This window comes from Diaphorobacter sp. LR2014-1, from assembly GCF_002916785.1.
Lineage (GTDB): Bacteria > Pseudomonadota > Gammaproteobacteria > Burkholderiales > Burkholderiaceae_C > Diaphorobacter > Diaphorobacter nitroreducens.
This window is the reverse complement of sequence record NZ_MTBE01000007.1, coordinates 87,095-106,394: the sequence shown is the minus strand read 5'-3', so window position 1 is coordinate 106,394 and position 19,300 is coordinate 87,095. Positions and strand designations below refer to the sequence as shown.

Here is a 19,300-nt window from a genome sequence, read left to right as displayed (position 1 = left end):
ATGGTTTGGAAACCAAATCCGACGAGCGCGAAAAGCTATTGATTCAATAGCTGAGCACGGCGCCGCCCATGGTATCTTGCGGCCCTTCTTCTTCAAAAGCCGGAGTGCTGGCGCATGCTTGCCAAACGCATCATTCCCTGCCTTGACGTGACCGGTGGCCGTGTCGTCAAGGGTGTCAACTTCGTCGAGCTGCGCGACGCGGGCGATCCGGTGGAGATCGCCGCGCGCTACAACGCGCAGGGCGCCGACGAGCTCACCTTCCTGGACATCACCGCCACCAGCGACGAGCGCGACCTGATCCTGCCCATCATCGAGGCCGTGGCCAGCCAGGTCTTCATCCCCCTGACCGTAGGCGGCGGCGTGCGCACCGTGGAAGACGTGCGCCGCCTGCTCAATGCGGGCGCGGACAAGACCAGCTTCAACTCCGCCGCGATCGCCAACCCCGACGTCATCAGCCAGGCCTCGGCCAAGTACGGCGCGCAGTGCATCGTCGTGGCCATCGATGCCAAGCGCCGCCAGGGCGCGGAAGTGGCCGAGCGCGGCGAGGGCTGGGATGTGTACAGCCATGGCGGGCGCAAGAACACCGGCCTGGACGCCGTGCAGTGGGCCGTGGAGATGGCGCGCCGCGGTGCGGGCGAGATCCTGCTGACCAGCATGGACCGCGACGGCACCAAGAGCGGGTTTGATCTGCAACTCACCCGCGCGGTGAGCGACGCCGTGGGCGTGCCCGTGATCGCCTCGGGCGGCGTGGGCAACCTGGACCATCTGGCCGATGGCGTGCAGCAGGGCGGCGCGGATGCGGTGCTGGCGGCCAGCATCTTCCACTACGGCGAGTTCACCGTGCGCCAGGCCAAGGAGCGCATGCGCGAGCGCGGCATCCCCGTGCGGCTCTGACGCTGCGAATGGATGCCAAAAAGGCCTGTGGCGCGCTTCCAGTAAGCGCTATAAGCTATAAAAAAAGTAGCAAACATGGGCGTTGTAGCTGCCGATGACCGACAATGGACACCATGAACTGGCTTGATCAAGTGAAATGGGATGCGCAGGGCCTGGTGCCCGTGATTGCGCAGGAGGCCGCCACGGGCGACGTGCTGATGTTCGCCTGGATGAACCGCGAGGCGCTGGCCAAGACCGCCGAGCTGGGCCGCGCCGTGTACTACAGCCGCTCGCGCGGCAAGCTGTGGTTCAAGGGCGAGGAGTCGGGCCATGTGCAGAAGGTGCATGACATTCGCCTGGACTGCGACAGCGACGTGGTGCTGCTGAAGGTGACGCAGCTGGGCCACGAGCCCGGCATTGCCTGCCACACGGGCCGTCACAGCTGCTTCTTCAACGCCCTCCAGAATGGCGCGTGGCAGGCTGTCGATCCGGTCTTGAAAGACCCCGAATCCATCTACAAATAAGAAGCCATGACCCGCACCGATACCCATGCCCCTCTGTCGCAGGACGCGCTTGCGCGGCTGGCCGGCGTCATCGAAAGCCGCAAGCCCGCCAACGGCGGCGACCCTGACAAGAGCTACGTCGCGCGGCTGCTGCACAAGGGGCCTGACGCCTTCCTCAAGAAGGTGGGCGAGGAGGCGACCGAGGTGGTCATGGCGGCCAAGGACTTGGACCATGGCGCTGACAAGGCCAAGCTGGTGTACGAGGTGGCCGACCTGTGGTTCCACTCGATGATTGCGCTGGCGCATTACGGGCTTGCCCCCGCCGACGTGATTGCCGAGCTGGAGCGCCGCGAGGGCATCAGCGGCATCGAAGAAAAGGCCCTGCGCAAGGCCGCAGCCCGCAGCAGCGAAGAAGGAGGTGCGTGATGAACAACGATATCGTCGACGTGGAGCCCAGCGAGCGGGCCGAATCCCTCAAGACGGTCGGATGGGTCAGCTACATCCTGCACCTGATCGTGGCCGTGGCGGCGGTGCTGCCGGGCGCGCAGCCTAGCGCCGCGCTGCTCATCGTCGCGCTGGTGATCGACCTGGTGAAGAAAAGCGATGCCGCGGGTACCTGGCAGGCCAGCCATTTCTCCTGGCGCGTGCGCACCGTGATCTGGGCCGGCGTGCTGTACGCGGTCACTGCGCCGCTGTGGCTGGTTTTCTTTTTTCCGGGTTGGGTCGCCTGGGGCCTGATCTCCATCTGGTTCCTCTACCGCATCGTGCGCGGCATGGTGGCCATGAACAAGGGGCAGGCCATCGATGCCTGAGCAGGGCGCGCCGCAGCGGCTCAACCTCGCGCTGCAGGGCGGCGGCTCGCATGGCGCGCTGACCTGGGGCGTGCTGGATGCGTTGCTCGAAGACGGCCAGTTCCTCATCGACGGCGTGAGCGGCACCAGCGCCGGTGCCATGAATGCCGTTGCGCTGGCCCACGGATTCGCCCAGGCCGCGCGGGAACACAAAGACCCGCTGGAGGCGCACCGCGCCGGCTGCGAACTGGCGCGCGCCACGCTGGCGCGGCTGTGGGAAGGCGTGGGCACACTCGGCAGCCTGACCTGGGGCATCCCTTTGCCTGGTGCCGGGCCGCTGCTGGGGATGATGTCCCACTGGCTGTCGCCCTACCAGACCAATCCGCTGGACATCAACCCCCTGCGGAGGGTGCTGGAGCGCGAGGTGGACTTCGAGGCCCTGGCTTCTGCGCGTGTGCCGCAGTCCACCACTGTGCCGCAGGTGTTCGTGTGCGCGACCAATGTGCGCACCGGGCGCGGGGAGATTTTCACCGGCAAGCGGCTCAGCGCCGATGCCGTCATGGCTTCGGCCTGCCTGCCGCTGCTGTTCAAGGCGGTGGAGATTGACGGCGAGCATTACTGGGACGGTGGCTATTCCGGCAACCCCGCGCTGCACCCGCTGATCTACAAGACCGACTGCGCCGATGTGCTGCTGGTGCAGATCAACCCCATCGAGCACCAGGGCGTGCCCGACAGTGCCAGCGAGATCATGGAGCGCATGAACGAGGTCACCTTCAACGCCGCCCTGCTGTCCGAGCTGCGCGCCATCGAGTTCGTGCGGCGGCTGCTGGCCGAAGGCAAGCTGGACGCGCGCCGCTACAAGAGCGTGCGCATGCACCGCATCGATGGTGGCGCGGTGCTCGAGCCGTTCGGAGCCGCCAGCAAGCTGCGGGCGGACCTGGCCTTCGTGCGCCGCTTGTTCGACCTGGGCAGGGCGGCCGGCCAGGACTGGCTGCAGGCCCACCGGGCGGACGTGGGCGTGCGCACCACGGTCAACATCGCCGACAATGCGTGACCTTTCCACTGCCTGTTGACCGCCTTTTCGCCCTCCGCCATGCAGCACGACCCGAACTGCCTCTTCTGCAAGATCATCGTCGGCCAGATCCCCTCGAAGAAGGTGTACGAGGACGAGCGGGTGTTTGCCTTCCACGACATCCACCCCTGGGCGCCGGTGCATTTTCTCGTGGTGCCCAAGGTCCATCTGCATTCCATGGCGGCGGTCACGCCCGAGCACGCGGACCTGCTGGGGCACATGATGACGCTGGCGCCCCAGCTGGCGCAGGAGCAGGGCTGCAACCCTTACCCGGATGGAGGATTCCGCATCGTGGTAAATACCGGTTCCGAGGGCGGCCAGGAGATCCACCACCTGCACATGCACGTGATCGGTGGTCCCCGCCCCTGGCTCAAGGGGTAAGTTGGCACGCCTGCAGCCGCCGTGAAGTTGCTAGGGATATGAGGGGCCCGACATATCCGCCGTCTAGAATGGGCCGTATTCGTTAGGAGATTTTCATGGGTTCGTTTTCCATTTGGCACTGGCTCATCGTGCTGCTGATCGTCGTGATGGTGTTCGGCACCAAGAAGCTCAAGAACATCGGCTCCGACCTGGGCGGCGCGGTCAAGGGTTTCAAGGACGGCATGAAGGATGGCGCCAGCACCGATGACTCGGCCACCACCAGCGCGCCCGCGGGCCAGGTGACCAACAACAGCACGGCTGCCGACAAGACCACGATCGACGTCGAAGCCAAGCACAAGAGCTGAACGCCCACGCCTTTCCTGCCTGAGCGTTCCTCATGATCGACATTGGCCTGTCCAAGATGGCGCTGATTGGCGCCGTGGCCCTCATCGTCATCGGCCCCGAGAAGCTGCCGCGCGTCGCGCGCACGGTGGGCACCTTGCTGGGCAAGGCGCAGCGTTACGTGGCCGACGTCAAGGCGGAGGTCAACCGCTCCATGGAGCTGGACGAGCTGCGCAAGATGAAAGACACCGTGGAGAACGCGGCGCGCGACGTGGAGCAGACCATCCACACCAGCGCCAGCGATTTCCAGAAGGACATGGAGCACAGCCTGGGCGATGCCTCTGCGACCGGCAGCACCTACGGGGTGGACCAAGGCCTGTCCACCGTGGTCCCGGCGTACAAGCACCCAGCCAAGAACTGGCGCCTCAAGCGCGGTGCCATGCCCCAGTGGTACAAGGCGCGCGCGGGCGTGCGCACGCGGGTGCAGTCAGGCGCGGCGCGCGTGGCACGGTTTCGCCCCCAGAAATTCCATTGATCCCCTGATGGGCTGCGCCCTGCGCAGCCCGCGCGGGCCATGATCCCGCCCTCACCCCCACCATGTCCGAAACACCGAACCAAGAAGACGAGCTCGCCGGTACCGAGCAGCCTTTCGTGCAGCACCTGATGGAGCTGCGCGACCGCCTCGTGAAGGCCATGATCGCGGTGGGGGTCGTCGCGGCCGCCCTGTTCTTCTACCCCGGTCCCGGCCAGCTGTACGACTTCCTGGCCGCGCCTTTGGTGGCCCACTTGCCGCAGGGGGCTACCATGATCGCCACCTCGGTGATCTCGCCCTTCATGGTGCCGCTCAAGATCCTGCTGATGTCGGCATTCCTCGTGGCGCTGCCCTTCGTGCTGTGGCAGGTGTGGGCCTTCGTGGCGCCGGGGCTGTATTCGCACGAGAAGCGCCTGGTGCTGCCGCTGGTGGTTTCCAGCACGGTGCTGTTCTTCATCGGCGTGGCGTTCTGCTACTTCTTCGTGTTTGGGCAGGTGTTCAGCTTCATCCAGGGTTTTGCACCCAAGAGCATCACGGCCGCGCCGGACATCGAGGCCTACCTGGGCTTCGTAATGACCATGTTCCTCGCCTTCGGCCTGGCCTTCGAGGTGCCGATCGCCGTGGTGGTGCTGGCGCGCCTGAATGTCGTGAGCGTGGAGAAGCTCAAGAGCTTCCGCGGCTACTTCATCGTGGTCGCGTTCGTGATCGCCGCCATCGTCACGCCGCCGGACGTGGTGTCGCAACTGGCGCTGGCGATTCCCATGTGCCTGCTCTACGAGTTGGGGATCTGGGCGGCGCAGCTGTTCATCCGCCATACCAAGGCGCCCGAGGATCCGCAGGAATCCGCGCCGTGAGCGTGCGCTGAGCCACCGCCGCGCTGCGGGGGGCCGCCGGCGCCCGGTGGTGCACCGTTCAGGAGTGGAAACACAAATAGCTTCCCGCGCTTTGTAGACAACCGCGGGAAGCTATTTTTTTGATAGCAATGCCGTTCAGCGGCGCTGCTGCACGCGGGGCCGCGTGCCCGGCACGACCGATACCTCCAGCCGCGCGTCGCCGCGCTGCAGCGCAAAGCTGGCCGCGGAGCCGGGCTTGAGGGACGCCACCGCCGTGAGCAGTTGCGACACGTTGTTGGTGGCTTTGTCCTCCACGCTCAGGATCACGTCGCCCGGCCGCACCCCCGCCACTGCCGCGGGACCGCCCTGCAGCACGCCGGTGATGATCACGCCCTCCGTGGCCTTGACGCCAAAGGTCTGGGCCAGTTCCGGGGACAGTTCGTTGGGCTCCACGCCGATCCAGCCGCGCGTGACCTGCCCGTCGCGCACGATACCGTCCAGCACCAGCTTGGCCGTCGACACGGGAATGGCGAAGCCGATGCCCATGCTGCCGCCTGAGCGGGAGTAGATGGCGGTGTTGATGCCCATCAGGTTGCCATTCACGTCCACCAGCGCGCCGCCGGAGTTGCCGGGGTTGATGGCCGCGTCGGTCTGAATGAAGTTCTCGAAGGTGTTGATGCCCAGTTGGCTGCGGCCCAGGGCCGACACGATGCCGCTGGTGACCGTCTGGCCCACGCCAAAGGGGTTGCCGATGGCCAGCACCTGATCGCCCACGGCGAGCTGGTCGGAGTCGCCCAGCACGATGACGGGCAGCTTGTCGAGATCCACCTTCAGCACGGCCAGGTCGGTTTCAGGGTCGGTCCCGATGATGGTGGCGCGCGCGCGCCGGCTGTCGGTGAGCGTCACCTCGATCTCGTCGGCGCCCTCCACCACGTGGTTGTTGGTGAGGATGTAGCCGTCGGGGCTGATGATCACGCCGCTGCCCAGGCCGGTTTGCGCCTGGGTGCCTTGGTCGCCAAAGAAGAACTGGAACCACGGGTCGTTGCTGCGCGGGTGGCGCACGGCCTTGCTGGTGTTGATGCTGACCACCGCTGGCGCCGCCCTGCGCGCCGCCCCACTGAAGCTGCCCGCCGCGGGCTGGGCGGACGTGGAGGAGGGCGCCTCGATGAGCGAAATGCCAGCGCCGCTGCGTGTGGCGCCGCGCTGCAGCCAGTCGGGCTGCAGGGTGGCCACCACGAAGTACGCAGCCAGCAGCACGGTGACGGATTGGGAGAGCAGGAGCCAGAGGCGTTTCATGGGGCGTGATGCGGTTGGAAGGCGAGCGCAAATTGTAGGCGTGTGCCCCGGTTTCGGGGCGTGGGACGGCGCGGAGCGAGTCCCCACGGATGTAGTTGCGGGCCTGGCGTTGCGAGGGGCCTGCCTCGCGTCGCATCAGCGCATCTGGAACAGTTCCTGGTGGAAGGCCTGCGTGGGCAGGCCGTGCGCGGCCAGGTCTGCCCGCAGGGCAGAGGCGAACGGTATCGGGCCGCAGAACCAGACGCTGGCGTTTCGCCATTCGGGCACCAGCGCTCGCAGACGCTCGCCGTCCAGGCGTCCGTCCTGTGCATCCACGAACAGGTGCAGGCGCACGCCGGCGGCCTGCGCATCGACACGCAGCTTGTCCAGCGCCACCGGGTCGTGGTCGGCGGTGGTGTGGAACAGGTCGATGGGCCTGGTGGAGTGGGAGCCCCCGTGCGCGAGTTGTTTCATGCGTGCGATGAACGGCGTAATGCCGATGCCGGCGCCGATCCAGATCTGGCGTGGACGCGCGTCGTCGAATGTGAAGCAGCCGTACGGCCCCTCCACCGTCACGTGGTCGCCCACGCGCAGGCGGTCGGGCAGGCGGCTGGTGTGGTCGCCGAGGGCCTTGGTGATGAAAGTGACGCACGGGTCTTGTGGCATCCACGCCGATGCGATGGTGTAGGGGTGCGCGCCTTCCTTGGGGTCGGAGGTGACGAAGGCGAATTGCCCCGCGCGGTGCCCCGGCCAGAGGCCGTCGAGACGGATGCGCGTTTCCAGCACGCGCAGCGCGGGATAAGGCTGCAATGAAACGATGCGACCCTGAACGGTGCGGCGCCCGCCCACGCGGCGGGTCAGTACCAGCACGGCTGATACCGTGCCGGCGGCCACCAGCAGGGCCAGCAGCCAGCCGATCGGCTGCGACCAGTAGCTCCACTGCACCAGCACCACGGTGTGGAAGACCAGCGCCAGGTAAGCCACGGCCAGCAACTGGTGCGTCTTGGCGAACAGCCGGTACGGAAAGCGCTTGACCAGCGCCAGCACGATGAGCAGCACCGCTGCGTAGAACGCCCACTCGCCCACGCCTTCGGCGAGGCCGCGCCAATCGCGCAGCGTGGCCTCGGCAAGGCCCAGGTTCTCGGCAGGCGGGCGCGGCCCGCGCGGCGGTCGGGTGAGCCAACCCCATCCCACGGCCCATTTGGTGCCCTTGGCCCAGAGCCAGTGCACCGTGCCGATCGCCAGCGCGGCGATGCCCAGCCACTTGTGCAGACGGTACATCTTGTCCAGCCCGTCCAAATGCCGCTCCAGCCACACGGGGCGCACGGCCAGCAGCATGGCGAGCGACATCGCGCCCATCACCAGCACACCGCTGTATTGCACCCAGACGGTGCGCAGCGCGAAGTAGCCCGGCTGCGCGGGCCATAGCGTGTCGGCCATCAGCCACAGCGCGGTGAGGCCGAGCAAGAAGGCCCAGAAGGCCCACGTGATGCGTTTCATCCCAGTTCCCTGTTGGTTGTCATGGTGGTTTGCCAGGCAGTCTAGGAGCGCGTTTGCGCGGGATTTTTTAAGCAGTGTGAAGCATGGGTAAACACGTTTGATGTGGGTCAGCGCAGGGGCACATCGCGGACAATTGCCGCATGTCTCATCCTTCGCATACCGACCGGGAAGCGCTGCTGGCGGCCTTTGATGCCGAACTGCAGCCCGAACGCTTCAAGGATTACGGGCCCAATGGGCTGCAGGTGGAAGGCAGGCGCGAGATCGCGCGCATCGTCAGCGGAGTCACGGCCAGCCGCGCGCTGATCGATGCCGCCATTGCCGCGCGGGCCGACGCCATCTTCGTGCACCACGGCTTGTTCTGGCGGGGCATGGACGGCCGCGTGACCGGCTGGATGAAGCAGCGCCTGCAGCGCCTGCTGGCACACGACATCAATCTGTTTGCCTACCACTTGCCACTGGACGCGCATGCGCAGTGGGGCAACAACGCACAGCTGGGGCGCGTGCTGGGCTGGCAGCCCGACCAGCGGTTTGGCGAGCAGGACCTGGGCTTTGCTGCGCCGGCGGACTTCGCAGATGTGGGTGCGCTGGCCGCGCACGTGCAAGCGGCGCTGGGCCGTGCGGCCACGGTGGTGGCGCCGGAGCAGGTGCGTCCCATCCGTCGCGTGGCCTGGTGCACGGGCGGCGCGCAAGCGTTCTTCGAGTCCGCCATCGCCGCGGGGGCGGATGCCTTCATCACCGGCGAGATCTCCGAACAGCAGACCCACCTCGCGCGCGAGACGGGCGTGGCCTTCATCGCAGCCGGCCACCATGCCACCGAACGCTACGGTGCGCCGGCGCTCGCGGCCCATGTCGCGCAGCGGTTGGGGTTGGAGCACCGCTTCATCGATATCGACAATCCTGCTTGAGCTGTGCTATTAAAAATATAGCTACTTGCGCTTTATGGTAGAGCGCTGGAGCCCTATTTGATCTATAGGCTTATTCATGAATGCACTTCCCGCGCTTGCCATCACCCAGGGGGATCCCGCAGGCATCGGTCCGGAAATCGTGGCCAAGGCGTTTCGCGATGCGCCACAGGTGATGCGCGGCTGCTTCGTGGTGGGAGACCTGCCGACCATGCGCCGCGCGGCGTCGTGCATCATGCGGCCGGGCCAGCCCAGTTTGCCCGTGGCGCGCCTGGATGCGTACCGTGCGCCGGTCGACCTGGCCGACATTCCGCCGCGCTGCTTGCCCGTATGGCAACTGCCGGAATTGGAGGGCGTGGCCCCTGCGCCCTGGGGGCGGGTGAGCGCCGAAGCCGGGCGTGCCGCGGCGGCGTGCGTGGTGTGGGCTGCGCGTGCTGCATTGCGTGGTGAGGTTGCGGCGCTGGTGACGGCGCCTTTGCACAAGGAGGCGCTCGCGGCCGCGGGCGTGCACCATCCCGGTCACACGGAACTGCTGCAAGCCGAGTCGGCGCTCCATGCGGGCGTGTCCTTGCAGCAGATGCCCGTGCGCATGATGCTCGCGAATGACGAGCTGCGCACCGTGCTCGTCAGTATCCACGTCGCGCTGCGCGATGCCATTACCGCGGTGACGCAGGACAGCGTGCTGCAGACGCTGCGGATCACCCATGCCGCGCTCTCGCGCAGCCTGGGGCGCGCTCCGCGCATTGGCGTGGCGGGGCTCAATCCGCATGCGGGCGAGGGGGGCTTGTTCGGCCGCGAGGAGCTCGAAATCATCGCGCCGGCCGTGACGCAGGCGCTCAGTGAGGGGATCGATGCCCACGGCCCGTTTGCACCCGACACCATTTTTATGCGCGCCCGCTCCACGCCGCAGCGCGCCGGCGAGTTTGACGTGGTGCTGGCCATGTACCACGACCAGGGCCTGATCCCGGTGAAGTATTTGGGCGTGGACAAGGGGGTGAACGTCACGCTCGGGTTGCCGCTCGTGCGCACCAGCCCCGACCACGGCACGGCCTTCGACATCGCGGGGCAGGGGACGGCGGATGCGGAGAGCCTGATCGAAGCCGTGCGCATGGCGCGGCAGTTGGCGCGGCCCTGAACGTTTCCCTGAAATGCAAAGGCCCGCCGCCCCAGGAAGGGCGGTGGGCCTTTTTACGCGCCCTCTGGCGTGCTGTCAGCGCTTGAGGCTGTCGCGGATCTCGCGCAGCAGCTGGATGTCCTCGGGAGTGGCGGGCGGGGCGGGCGGCTCGACGGGTGTCTCACGCTTGAGCCGGTTGATCTGTTTGACCATCACGAAGATGATGAACGCGAGGATCACGAAATTGACCGCGACGGTGATGAAATTGCCGTAAGCCAGTACCGGCACGCCCGCTTTGCGAATCGCCTCCAGCGTATAGGGCGTGCCCTCCGGCACGCTGCCCAGCACGATGAACAGGTTGGAGAAGTCCAGCTTGCCGAACACCAAGCCCACGACCGGCATGATGAGGTCGCTGACGACGGAGTCGACGATCTTGCCGAAGGCACCACCGATGATCACGCCGACCGCGAGGTCAATGACGTTGCCCTTAACGGCAAACTCCCGAAACTCTTTGGCAATGCCCATTTCGTTTCTCCTTTGATATAGATGAAAACACTGAACTATTGCCTAGCTTAAGTCCAGCAGCAGCGTTGGAATAACCATTTTCACTCCGCTACAATTTGCGGTTGACCCCTTAGCGAAGCATACCGAGGATCCCCATGAGTGAAACTCCGATCGACTCCAGCAAGCGGACGTGGCTGATTGCGTCCGGCTGCGCTGGTGCGGTGGGCGGCGTGGCGACTGCCGTTCCTTTTGTGAGCACTTTCCAACCGTCTGAAAAGGCCAAGGCAGCGGGTGCTGCCGTCGAGGTGGATATCTCGGGTCTCAAGCCCGGCGAAAAAATCACCGTGGAATGGCGTGGAAAGCCTGTTTGGATTGTCAAGCGCACGCCCGAGCAGCTTGCCGAGCTGCCCAAGCTGGATGCGCAGCTTGCCGATCCCAAATCGGCGCGCAACCCTGCGGAGCTCACGCCGGAATATGCGCGCAACGAATGGCGCTCCATCAAACCCGAGGTGCTCGTGGCCGTGGGTATCTGCTCCCACCTTGGCTGCTCTCCCACGGAGAAGTTCGCGTCGGGTCCGCAGCCTTCCCTGCCTGACGACTGGAAGGGCGGTTTTCTGTGCCCTTGCCATGGCTCCACATTCGACATGGCGGGCCGTGTGTTCAAGAACAAGCCTGCGCCTGACAATCTCGAAGTGCCGCCGCACATGTACCTGTCGGAGACCAAGCTCCTGATCGGTGAAGACAAGAAGGCCTGAGGGAGGCACTGACAAATGGCTGCTTATCGCGAATTCAAGGAAGTCTCGCCCAACGCGTCCGCGGGCGTGAAAGTCACCAACTGGCTGGAAAACCGTTTCCCCACGGCTTTCGATGCCTACAAGGTGCACATGTCGGAGTACTACGCTCCGAAGAACTTCAACTTCTGGTACATCTTCGGCTCGCTGGCCCTGCTGGTACTGGTGATCCAGATCGTCACCGGCATCTTCCTCGTGATGCACTACAAGCCCGACGCTGCCAAGGCGTTCGAGTCTGTCGAGTACATCATGCGCGATGTGCCGTGGGGCTGGCTGATCCGCTACATGCACTCGACCGGTGCGTCGGCCTTCTTCGTGGTCGTGTACCTGCATATGTTCCGCGGCCTGCTGTACGGCTCCTACCGCAAGCCACGCGAACTGGTGTGGATCTTCGGCTGCGCCATCTTCCTGGCGCTGATGGCCGAGGCGTTCATGGGCTATCTGCTGCCCTGGGGCCAGATGTCCTACTGGGGCGCACAGGTGATCGTGAACCTGTTCTCCGCCATTCCCTTCATCGGCCCCGATCTGGCGCTGCTGATCCGTGGCGACTATGTGGTGGGCGATGCGACGCTGAACCGCTTCTTCAGCTTCCACGTGATCGCCGTGCCGCTGGTGCTGCTGGGCCTGGTGGTGGCGCACTTGCTGGCGCTGCATGACGTGGGCTCTAACAACCCTGATGGCATCGAAATCAAGGGCCCCGGCAAGCCCGTGGATGAGCATGGCCACCCGCTGGACGGCGTACCTTTCCACCCTTACTACACGGTGCACGACATCTTGGGCGTGGGCGTGTTCCTGTTCATCTTCTCAGCGGTGGTGTTCTTCGCTCCCGAACTGGGTGGCTACTTCCTGGAGTACAACAACTTCATCCCGGCCGATCCGCTGCAGACGCCTGCCCACATCGCCCCGGTGTGGTACTTCACGCCCTTCTATTCCATGCTGCGCGCCATCACCACCGAGATGATGTACGTGTTGATCGCATGTGTGGTGCTGGGTGCGGGCTTCGGTGTATTCAAGGCCCGTTTGCCTGCGCTCATCAAGGGTGGCGTAGCGCTGGCAGCCGCCGTGGCCATCGCCCTCATGCTGGCTATTGATGCCAAGTTTTGGGGCGTGGTGGTGATGGGTGGTGCCGTGATCATCCTGTTCTTCCTGCCCTGGCTGGACCAGAGCCCTGCACGCTCGATCCGCTATCGCCCGACCTGGCACAAGTACCTGTACGCAGTCTTCGTGGTTGTGTTCGTCATCCTGGCCTACCTGGGCGTGCAACCGCCATCGCCCATCGGCGAGCGGGTTTCGCAAGTGGGTACGCTGTTCTACTTTGGTTTCTTCCTGCTCATGCCCTGGTGGAGCCGCTTGGGTACACCCAAGCCCGTGCCGGACCGCGTGACTTTTGCTGCGCACTGAGCTGGAGACGACAACAATGAAAAAACTCATCCTCACGTTGGTTGCAGCTCTGGGTCTGGTGGCTGGGGCGCATGCCGCCGGTGGTGGCATGGCCTGGGACAAGGCGCCTGTCAACACCAGCGACACGGCGTCCTTGCAGAACGGTGCGAAGCTCTTCGTCAACTATTGCCTCAACTGCCACTCGGCTGCCTTCATGCGTTTCAATCGCTTGAAGGACATCGGTCTCACGGACCAGCAGATCAAGGACAACCTGCTGTTCACGACCGATAAGGTGGGCGAGACCATGAAGTCCGCCATCGATCCCAAGCAGGCCAAGGTGTGGTTCGGCGCCAACCCGCCTGATCTCACGGTGATTGCACGTTCGCGTGCAGGCGCTGGCGGAACGGGCGCCGACTATCTCTACACCTTCCTGCGCACCTTCTATCGGGACGACACCAAGGCCACGGGCTGGAATAATCTGGCGTTTCCCAATGTGGGCATGCCCCATGCCTTGTGGCAACTGCAAGGCGAGCGCCGCCCGATCTTCGAAGAGCGTGAAAGCCACGGCAAGACCGAGCATGTGCTCAAGGGCTGGGAGCAGGTCACTGCAGGCAGCATGACGCCGTTGCAATACGACCAAGCTGTAGGTGATCTCGTGAATTATCTGCAGTGGATGGGCGAGCCAGCGCAAAATACACGTGTTCGCATTGGCGTATGGGTGTTGATCTTCCTCGGCGTGTTCACGTTCATCGCATGGAGGCTCAACGCCGCCTTCTGGAAAGACGTTAAGTAAACGCTAGGTTCTTTGCCGCGCATTTCTGCGCTGCCGAGCATGTACAGAGTGGGTGCCCTGGCACCCACTCTTTTGATTTTTAGGAGCTGCTCACCATGATGGTGCTTTATTCGGGTACGACCTGCCCCTTTTCCCATCGCTGTCGTTTCGTCCTCTTCGAAAAAGGCATGGATTTCGAGATCCGCGATGTGGACCTGTACAACAAGCCCGAAGACATCAGCGTGATGAATCCCTATGGTCAGGTTCCCATCCTGGTCGAGCGCGACTTGATCCTGTACGAGTCCAACATCATCAACGAGTACATTGATGAGCGCTTCCCCCACCCGCAACTGATGCCGGGTGATCCGGTGGACCGCGCACGCGTGCGCCTGTTCCTGCTGAACTTCGAGAAGGAATTGTTCGTTCACGTGAACGCGCTGGAGTCGCGCGCCACGAAGGGGAATGAAAAGGCATTGGAGAAGGCGCGCACGCACATCCGCGACCGGCTGACGCAGCTCGCTCCGGTGTTCTTGAAGAACAAATACATGTTGGGCGAGGGTTTTTCCATGCTTGATGTGGCCATTGCCCCCTTGTTGTGGCGCCTGGACTATTACGGCATCGAGTTGAGCAAGAACGCTGCACCATTGCTCAAATATGCCGAGCGCATTTTCTCCCGCCCGGCATATATCGAGGCGCTGACGCCTTCCGAGAAAGTCATGCGCAAATAAGCTGCTGCGCCTTTTTCTTTTGCTTGCGTACGATGAAGCCCCAGGAATTTCCCTCCACGCGCCCCTATCTCATTCGTGCTCTGTATGAGTGGTGCACGGACAACGGCTTCACGCCCTATCTGGTGGTGCGTGTGAACGAATCCGTTCAGGTACCGCGTGAGTACGTCAACAACGGCGAGATTGTCCTGAACGCAAGCTACGACGCGACGAGCGGGCTGCAACTGGGCAACGATTTCATCGAGTTCAAGGCACGCTTCGGCGGCAGGCCGCACGACATCATGGTCCCGGTGCGCCGGGTCGTCGCCATCTACGCCCGTGAAAACGGACAGGGTATGGCCTTCCCGTTGGAAGAAGAAGAAGTGTCCGTGCCGCCGGCCGCTGCTGTAGTGTCATCCGAGGACTTGGACGCTGGACCGGGTGTCCCTGGCTCCGCGGTTTCCGAGCGTGGACCTGTTCAGTTGCAATCGGTTGACGGCTCTTTGAGCGATGCGCACGAGGAGGCGCCGCGACCGCCTCCGCCCACAGGAGGCGCAGGGCGTCCTTCGCTCAAGCGCATCAAATGAGGCATCTTTCAAGGTGCATCAATTTGAGCCGTGCGTTTTGAACGCTAGAATCTGGAGTTCGCCGATTTAGCTCAGTTGGTAGAGCACCCGCCTTGTAAGCGGTAGGTCGTCAGTTCGAATCCGACAATCGGCACCATTGCACAGGCCGCATGTTCGCAGGGACATGCGGCTTTTCTTTTGCGTGCGGCCTTTTCTTTACGACGCCATGCCTGCGGCATAGCTGGCGTCTTTCGCCTGAGTGCTCAGGTTTGAACTTTCAGGCGTATGGAGTTAACCTCCCATCCCCGACTGCGCAGATGTGCCTCGAATGCGGGCAGCAATTGCCGGACTTTTGCGGCGGCGGCATTGCTGCGGACCAGCAGGCACCAACAAGCGCCTTCAATCGGCCCTGCCTGAATGGCGGGGCGCAGCAGCGGGGGTATCAAGCCCTCGATGGCTTTCAGCCGGGCACTGGACTCCTGGGTGAGCGCGGTCAGCTTCGCCAACGTCGGCGACTCCTGCGTGGCTTGCTGGAGTGAGATGGCGTGGTGACGACGATTCATACAGAGACTGGTCCAACCAGCGACGAGGGAAAAACGTGCAGGTGATTATTACGGATGCGTGGCTCGCGCGAAGCCGCGCCATACACCTCAGCGGCGTGCAACTGATCTGCGCTCTAGCTGGGATTTTCATGGCACTGCTGTTCATGGCCGTGATGGCATACCACTGGGTGCTGATGCATGGCGTGCGCGAGGGCTGGCCCGTAGTGGGCTCCATGGCACGACTGGCTGTGCAGGATGAGCAAGCCCAGCGCGAGCGGTTCATGCGCGCCAACATCGATGCGATGGCGCGCAAGCTGGGAGACATGCAAGCCCGTGTGCTCCAACTGGAATCGCTGGGTGAGCGTGTGCGAGGCCTGGCCGGTCTGCCTGCTTCCGAGGTGCAGAGCCTGCCGGGCCGTGGAGGCATGCTGGTGGCTGGGCGCCCGCTGGGGCTCGACGAACTGAATGCGGCCTTGGACGACCTGGTCGCCATCACCGGCCGGCGGACGGATTTGATGACGGTGGCAGAGTCACGCCTCTTTGACCAGCACATCCGCAAGCACTTGATCCCGACCCAGGTTCCTGTGCGCGACACGGCTGTTGGTTCGCCGTTCGGCTGGCGCATTGATCCTTTTACCGGCCAGTCCGCGTTGCATACCGGGCTGGACTTCTCGGCCGGAACCGGCACGCCCATCGTGGCCGCGGCCGGCGGCGTGGTGATCGCCCAGGAGTACCACCCCGCCTATGGCAACATGGTGGAGATAGACCACGGAAGCCAACTCGTCACCCGCTACGCCCACGCCTCCAAAACCCTGGTGAAGGCGGGAGACATCGTGCGCCGGGGACAGAAAATCGCGGAAGTGGGAAGTACGGGCCGCTCCACGGGGCCGCATTTGCATTTCGAAGTGTGGGTGCAAGGCGTGCCGCAGGATCCGCAGAAATTCCTCTTCGCGGGAGAGCCCGCACCGATGTCACACGCCCTCACGGGGCGCGCTGCCATGGGGCACCTGGCGCACAGGTAGAATCTTTCGATCAGGCCCGCCACCTCGGATTGCAGGCACTTGCAATGGTGGACGGGGGTCTCCATCTGGATTCACATCATCACAGGGATTCCGGTCGCTCTGCCGCTCGTTGGCGTGTAGTGCGGTCGTGTTCGCATGGCCACCAACTTCCTCACCAAAATATTCGGCAGTCGCAATGACCGCCTGCTCAAGCAGTATCGCAAGACGGTTGCTCGCATCAATGCGATGGAGCCCGACTATGAGAAGCTGAGTGACGAGGCGCTGCGGGGCAAGACGCAGGAATTCAAGGATCGCATTGCACAGGGCGAATCGTTGGACGCTCTGCTACCCGAAGCCTTTGCCGTGGTGCGCGAGGGTTCCAAGCGCATCATGAAAATGCGCCACTTCGACGTGCAGCTGGTGGGTGGCATGGCGCTGCATTACGGCAAGATCGCTGAGATGCGCACGGGCGAGGGCAAGACGCTGACGGCCACACTGCCCGTTTACCTGAACGCCCTGTCGGGCCAGGGCGTGCACGTGGTGACAGTGAACGACTATCTTGCGGGCCGTGACGCGCAATGGATGGGGCGGCTGTACAACTTCCTGGGCCTCACGGTGGGTATCAACCTGCCTCAAATGCCCCGCGAAGAAAAGCAGGCTGCCTACCAGGCGGACATCACCTACGGAACGAACAACGAGTACGGGTTCGACTACCTGCGCGACAACATGGTGTACGACGCGCGCGAGCGCGTGCAGCGCGGCCTCAACTACGCCATCGTCGATGAGGTGGACTCCATCCTGATCGATGAGGCGCGTACCCCCCTGATCATCAGCGGCCAGGCAGAGGACCACACGGCGCTGTATGTGGCCATGAACAAGGTGGTGCCCCTGCTGGTGCGCCAGGAGGGTGAGGCCGACCCGCGTACGGGCGAGGGCGTGACCAAACCGGGGGATTTCACCCTCGACGAAAAGACGCACCAGGTGTTCCTGACGGAGCAGGGCCACGAGAATGCAGAGCGCATCCTGGCCAGCCAGGGGCTGATTCCGGAAGGGGCGTCGCTCTACGATCCGGCCAACATCACGCTGGTGCATCACTTGTACGCGGCGCTGCGCGCCAACCATCTCTACCACCGCGACCAGCACTACGTCGTGCAGAACGGCGAGATCGTGATCGTGGACGAGTTCACGGGCCGCTTGATGGCCGGCCGCCGCTGGAGCGAAGGCCTGCACCAGGCCGTCGAAGCCAAGGAAGGCGTGAACATCCAGGCCGAGAACCAGACGCTGGCCTCCATCACCTTCCAGAACTACTTCCGCCTCTATAACAAGCTCTCGGGCATGACCGGTACGGCCGATACCGAGGCCTATGAATTCCAGGAAATCTACGGCCTGGAAACCGTGGTGATCCCGCCCAACCGGCCCAGCAAGCGCGACGACCAGCTCGACCGCGTGTACAAGACGACGCGTGAGAAGTACGAGGCTGCGATTGCCGACATCCGCGAATGCCACGAGCGTGGCCAGCCGGTGCTGGTGGGTACCACTTCCATCGAGAACTCGGAAATCATCGCCGAGTTGCTGAACAAGGCAGGCCTGCCGCACCAGGTACTCAACGCCAAGCAGCACGCGCGCGAGGCCGATATCGTGGCCCAGGCGGGACGCCCCGGCATGATCACCATCGCCACCAATATGGCGGGCCGCGGTACCGACATCGTTCTGGGCGGCAACGTGGAAAAGGCGATCGCCGCGCTGGAGGCCGATGAGTCGCTGTCAGAAGCCGAGCGAGCCGCGCGTGTGCAGGAACTGCGCGCGCAGTGGAAGCTCGACCACGAGAAGGTGACGGCACTCGGCGGCCTGCGCATCATCGCGACCGAGCGCCATGAATCCCGCCGTATCGACAACCAGCTGCGCGGCCGCTCGGGCCGTCAGGGCGATCCGGGCTCTTCGCGCTTCTATCTGAGTCTGGATGACCAATTGATGCGCATCTTCGCGGGCGACCGCGTCAAGGCCATCATGGACCGGTTGAAGATGCCCGACGGCGAAGCGATCGAGGCGGGTATCGTCACGCGCAGCATCGAGTCGGCGCAGCGCAAGGTTGAGGCGCGCAACTTCGACATCCGCAAACAGCTGCTGGAGTACGACGACGTCGCCAACGACCAGCGCAAGGTGATCTACCAGCAGCGCAACGAGATCCTGGACGCCCCCGACCTGGGCGTGTTGATCGACGCCATGCGCGACGATTGCATGGCCGACGTGGTGCGCCAGTACGTGCCTGCCGAGTCCGTGGAAGAACAGTGGGACCTCGCAGGCCTGGAAAAGGCGCTGGCCAACGACTGGCAAGTGTCGTTGGCGCTGCAGAAAGAGGTGGAAGGCTCGGACGCCATCACCGACGAAGAGATTCTGGAGAAGGTGCAGCAGGCCGCCCGCGAGGCCTTCCAGGCCAAGGTGGGGCAGGTGGGCGCGGAGAACTTCACGCAGTTCGAGCGCATGGTGCTGCTGCAGAGCTTCGACACCAACTGGCGCGATCACCTCTCCGCGCTGGATTATTTGCGCCAGGGCATCCACCTGCGCGGCTATGCGCAGAAGCAGCCCAAGCAGGAATACAAGCGCGAGGCGTTCGAGCTCTTCCGCCAGCTGATCGACCAGGTCAAGAACGAAGTCACGCGCCTCATGATGACCGTGCAGGTGCAATCCAGCGCCCAACTGGACGAGGCCACGCAGGCCATGGAAGACCGGGGTGAGGGCATCAGCAACGTTACCTACAGCTCGCCCACCGAGACCGGCGAAGTGGAGACGGTGGCCGATGCCGCCACCGCCGCGCAGCCTGCCGCCGCCGGCGTGCGCGTGGGCCGCAACGACCCCTGCCCCTGCGGCAGCGGCAAAAAGTACAAGCAGTGCCACGGCAAGCTGGCGTGATGCCGGCACAATGAAGAACACGGGCTGCGGCCC

At 64.2% G+C, this 19,300-nt stretch carries 22 protein-coding genes and 1 tRNA gene; 19 read left to right on the top strand and 4 right to left on the bottom strand.

What is annotated here, in order from left to right:
• Window positions 1-114 precede the first annotated feature (114 nt).
• The 9 genes from hisF to tatC all read left to right on the top strand — a co-directional run bounded on the left by hisF (window position 115) and on the right by tatC (window position 5,327).
• Entirely contained in the window at window positions 115-894 is a 780-nt protein-coding gene (hisF, locus tag BV908_RS08260; RefSeq protein WP_011804224.1) for an imidazole glycerol phosphate synthase subunit HisF, read from the top strand.
• Between the two features lie 104 nt (window positions 895-998).
• The gene (gene hisI / locus BV908_RS08255) at window positions 999-1,397 is read left to right on the top strand and encodes a phosphoribosyl-AMP cyclohydrolase (protein ID WP_210434003.1); all 399 of its coding nucleotides are present in this window, start codon (window positions 999-1,001) and stop codon (window positions 1,395-1,397) included.
• Window positions 1,398-1,403: 6 nt separating this feature from the next.
• Complete coding sequence (locus BV908_RS08250) at window positions 1,404-1,802, top strand: phosphoribosyl-ATP diphosphatase (protein ID WP_011804226.1); 399 nt, start codon at window positions 1,404-1,406, stop codon at window positions 1,800-1,802.
• Window positions 1,802-2,188 carry a membrane protein gene (locus BV908_RS08245; protein ID WP_011804227.1) on the top strand — a complete coding sequence of 129 codons (387 nt, stop codon included), beginning with the start codon at window positions 1,802-1,804 and terminating at the stop codon, window positions 2,186-2,188. The genes BV908_RS08250 and BV908_RS08245 overlap by 1 nt, the downstream gene beginning before the upstream one ends.
• A complete protein-coding gene (locus BV908_RS08240) occupies window positions 2,181-3,221 on the top strand; it encodes a patatin-like phospholipase family protein (RefSeq protein ID WP_011804228.1) in 1,041 nt (346 codons plus the stop codon). Before BV908_RS08245 ends, BV908_RS08240 begins: the two co-directional genes overlap by 8 nt.
• Before the next feature lie 39 nt (window positions 3,222-3,260).
• Window positions 3,261-3,620: a histidine triad nucleotide-binding protein gene (locus tag BV908_RS08235; protein ID WP_103737823.1), complete on the top strand. Its 360-nt coding sequence runs from the start codon at window positions 3,261-3,263 to the stop codon at window positions 3,618-3,620.
• A 95-nt stretch (window positions 3,621-3,715) separates the two neighbouring features.
• Complete coding sequence (gene tatA / locus BV908_RS08230) at window positions 3,716-3,964, top strand: Sec-independent protein translocase subunit TatA (protein ID WP_011804230.1); 249 nt, start codon at window positions 3,716-3,718, stop codon at window positions 3,962-3,964.
• 32 nt (window positions 3,965-3,996) lie between these two features.
• Window positions 3,997-4,476 (top strand): Sec-independent protein translocase protein TatB, encoded by a 480-nt coding sequence (gene tatB / locus BV908_RS08225; protein WP_011804231.1) that lies wholly within the window; start codon window positions 3,997-3,999, stop codon window positions 4,474-4,476.
• Between the two features lie 62 nt (window positions 4,477-4,538).
• Entirely contained in the window at window positions 4,539-5,327 is a 789-nt protein-coding gene (gene tatC / locus BV908_RS08220) for a twin-arginine translocase subunit TatC (protein WP_047349954.1), read from the top strand.
• 135 nt (window positions 5,328-5,462) lie between these two features.
• Here tatC and BV908_RS08215 read toward each other — a convergent pair whose 3' ends face one another.
• Together BV908_RS08215 and BV908_RS08210 are read right to left on the bottom strand one after the other, a co-directional pair.
• Window positions 5,463-6,602 (bottom strand): trypsin-like peptidase domain-containing protein, encoded by a 1,140-nt coding sequence (locus BV908_RS08215; protein ID WP_088887547.1) that lies wholly within the window; start codon window positions 6,600-6,602, stop codon window positions 5,463-5,465.
• A 135-nt stretch (window positions 6,603-6,737) separates the two neighbouring features.
• Window positions 6,738-8,081 carry a ferric reductase-like transmembrane domain-containing protein gene (locus tag BV908_RS08210; protein ID WP_103737804.1) on the bottom strand — a complete coding sequence of 448 codons (1,344 nt, stop codon included), beginning with the start codon at window positions 8,079-8,081 and terminating at the stop codon, window positions 6,738-6,740.
• A 140-nt stretch (window positions 8,082-8,221) separates the two neighbouring features.
• On the opposite strand from BV908_RS08210, the gene BV908_RS08205 reads away from it, so the two are divergent.
• Window positions 8,222-8,986: a Nif3-like dinuclear metal center hexameric protein gene (locus BV908_RS08205; protein WP_103737803.1), complete on the top strand. Its 765-nt coding sequence runs from the start codon at window positions 8,222-8,224 to the stop codon at window positions 8,984-8,986.
• Window positions 8,987-9,062: 76 nt separating this feature from the next.
• Window positions 9,063-10,118, top strand: a complete 1,056-nt coding sequence (gene pdxA, locus BV908_RS08200) for a 4-hydroxythreonine-4-phosphate dehydrogenase PdxA (protein ID WP_103737802.1) — start codon at window positions 9,063-9,065, stop codon at window positions 10,116-10,118.
• A gap of 75 nt (window positions 10,119-10,193) precedes the next feature.
• On the opposite strand, the gene mscL is transcribed toward pdxA, so the two are convergent.
• Window positions 10,194-10,622, bottom strand: a complete 429-nt coding sequence (gene mscL / locus BV908_RS08195) for a large conductance mechanosensitive channel protein MscL (RefSeq protein WP_011804237.1) — start codon at window positions 10,620-10,622, stop codon at window positions 10,194-10,196.
• 134 nt (window positions 10,623-10,756) lie between these two features.
• Between mscL and petA the strand changes: the two genes are divergently transcribed.
• The 6 genes from petA (at window position 10,757) to BV908_RS08165 (ending at window position 14,971) form a co-directional block, all read left to right on the top strand.
• Window positions 10,757-11,356 (top strand): ubiquinol-cytochrome c reductase iron-sulfur subunit, encoded by a 600-nt coding sequence (gene petA / locus BV908_RS08190; protein WP_012655737.1) that lies wholly within the window; start codon window positions 10,757-10,759, stop codon window positions 11,354-11,356.
• 15 nt (window positions 11,357-11,371) lie between these two features.
• Window positions 11,372-12,793 carry a cytochrome bc complex cytochrome b subunit gene (locus tag BV908_RS08185; RefSeq protein ID WP_047349958.1) on the top strand — a complete coding sequence of 474 codons (1,422 nt, stop codon included), beginning with the start codon at window positions 11,372-11,374 and terminating at the stop codon, window positions 12,791-12,793.
• A gap of 16 nt (window positions 12,794-12,809) precedes the next feature.
• On the top strand, window positions 12,810-13,565 hold the full coding sequence (locus BV908_RS08180) for a cytochrome c1 (protein WP_103737801.1): 756 nt from the start codon (window positions 12,810-12,812) through the stop codon (window positions 13,563-13,565).
• 95 nt (window positions 13,566-13,660) lie between these two features.
• Window positions 13,661-14,272 carry a glutathione S-transferase N-terminal domain-containing protein gene (locus tag BV908_RS08175; RefSeq protein ID WP_011804241.1) on the top strand — a complete coding sequence of 204 codons (612 nt, stop codon included), beginning with the start codon at window positions 13,661-13,663 and terminating at the stop codon, window positions 14,270-14,272.
• Between the two features lie 32 nt (window positions 14,273-14,304).
• The gene (locus tag BV908_RS08170) at window positions 14,305-14,835 is read left to right on the top strand and encodes a ClpXP protease specificity-enhancing factor (protein ID WP_103737800.1); all 531 of its coding nucleotides are present in this window, start codon (window positions 14,305-14,307) and stop codon (window positions 14,833-14,835) included.
• A 60-nt stretch (window positions 14,836-14,895) separates the two neighbouring features.
• Window positions 14,896-14,971, top strand: a tRNA-Thr gene (locus tag BV908_RS08165).
• 106 nt (window positions 14,972-15,077) lie between these two features.
• Here the strand turns inward: BV908_RS08165 and BV908_RS08160 are convergent.
• Window positions 15,078-15,377 carry a hypothetical protein gene (locus BV908_RS08160; RefSeq protein ID WP_012655741.1) on the bottom strand — a complete coding sequence of 100 codons (300 nt, stop codon included), beginning with the start codon at window positions 15,375-15,377 and terminating at the stop codon, window positions 15,078-15,080.
• 35 nt (window positions 15,378-15,412) lie between these two features.
• On the opposite strand from BV908_RS08160, the gene BV908_RS08155 reads away from it, so the two are divergent.
• Together BV908_RS08155 and secA are read left to right on the top strand one after the other, a co-directional pair.
• Entirely contained in the window at window positions 15,413-16,378 is a 966-nt protein-coding gene (locus tag BV908_RS08155) for a M23 family metallopeptidase (protein ID WP_103737799.1), read from the top strand.
• Window positions 16,379-16,513: 135 nt separating this feature from the next.
• Window positions 16,514-19,267 carry a preprotein translocase subunit SecA gene (gene secA / locus BV908_RS08150; protein WP_103737798.1) on the top strand — a complete coding sequence of 918 codons (2,754 nt, stop codon included), beginning with the start codon at window positions 16,514-16,516 and terminating at the stop codon, window positions 19,265-19,267.
• Window positions 19,268-19,300 lie beyond the last annotated feature (33 nt).

Bases quoted from the DNA above. Each gene is read 5' to 3' on its own strand.
- hisF (WP_011804224.1), top strand. From the start codon at position 115: ATGCTTGCCAAACGCATCATTCCCTGCCTTGACGTGACCGGTGGCCGT.
- BV908_RS08215 (WP_088887547.1), bottom strand. From the start codon at position 6,602: ATGAAACGCCTCTGGCTCCTGCTCTCCCAATCCGTCACCGTGCTGCTG.
- BV908_RS08170 (WP_103737800.1), top strand. From the start codon at position 14,305: ATGAAGCCCCAGGAATTTCCCTCCACGCGCCCCTATCTCATTCGTGCT.
- BV908_RS08240 (WP_011804228.1), top strand. From the start codon at position 2,181: ATGCCTGAGCAGGGCGCGCCGCAGCGGCTCAACCTCGCGCTGCAGGGC.
- BV908_RS08250 (WP_011804226.1), top strand. From the start codon at position 1,404: ATGACCCGCACCGATACCCATGCCCCTCTGTCGCAGGACGCGCTTGCG.
- BV908_RS08180 (WP_103737801.1), top strand. From the start codon at position 12,810: ATGAAAAAACTCATCCTCACGTTGGTTGCAGCTCTGGGTCTGGTGGCT.
- BV908_RS08205 (WP_103737803.1), top strand. From the start codon at position 8,222: ATGTCTCATCCTTCGCATACCGACCGGGAAGCGCTGCTGGCGGCCTTT.
- tatB (WP_011804231.1), top strand. From the start codon at position 3,997: ATGATCGACATTGGCCTGTCCAAGATGGCGCTGATTGGCGCCGTGGCC.
- BV908_RS08160 (WP_012655741.1), bottom strand. From the start codon at position 15,377: ATGAATCGTCGTCACCACGCCATCTCACTCCAGCAAGCCACGCAGGAG.
- secA (WP_103737798.1), top strand. From the start codon at position 16,514: ATGGCCACCAACTTCCTCACCAAAATATTCGGCAGTCGCAATGACCGC.
- BV908_RS08235 (WP_103737823.1), top strand. From the start codon at position 3,261: ATGCAGCACGACCCGAACTGCCTCTTCTGCAAGATCATCGTCGGCCAG.
- BV908_RS08210 (WP_103737804.1), bottom strand. From the start codon at position 8,081: ATGAAACGCATCACGTGGGCCTTCTGGGCCTTCTTGCTCGGCCTCACC.
- tatC (WP_047349954.1), top strand. From the start codon at position 4,539: ATGTCCGAAACACCGAACCAAGAAGACGAGCTCGCCGGTACCGAGCAG.
- tatA (WP_011804230.1), top strand. From the start codon at position 3,716: ATGGGTTCGTTTTCCATTTGGCACTGGCTCATCGTGCTGCTGATCGTC.
- hisI (WP_210434003.1), top strand. From the start codon at position 999: ATGGACACCATGAACTGGCTTGATCAAGTGAAATGGGATGCGCAGGGC.
- BV908_RS08185 (WP_047349958.1), top strand. From the start codon at position 11,372: ATGGCTGCTTATCGCGAATTCAAGGAAGTCTCGCCCAACGCGTCCGCG.
- BV908_RS08245 (WP_011804227.1), top strand. From the start codon at position 1,802: ATGAACAACGATATCGTCGACGTGGAGCCCAGCGAGCGGGCCGAATCC.
- pdxA (WP_103737802.1), top strand. From the start codon at position 9,063: ATGAATGCACTTCCCGCGCTTGCCATCACCCAGGGGGATCCCGCAGGC.
- mscL (WP_011804237.1), bottom strand. From the start codon at position 10,622: ATGGGCATTGCCAAAGAGTTTCGGGAGTTTGCCGTTAAGGGCAACGTC.
- petA (WP_012655737.1), top strand. From the start codon at position 10,757: ATGAGTGAAACTCCGATCGACTCCAGCAAGCGGACGTGGCTGATTGCG.
- BV908_RS08175 (WP_011804241.1), top strand. From the start codon at position 13,661: ATGATGGTGCTTTATTCGGGTACGACCTGCCCCTTTTCCCATCGCTGT.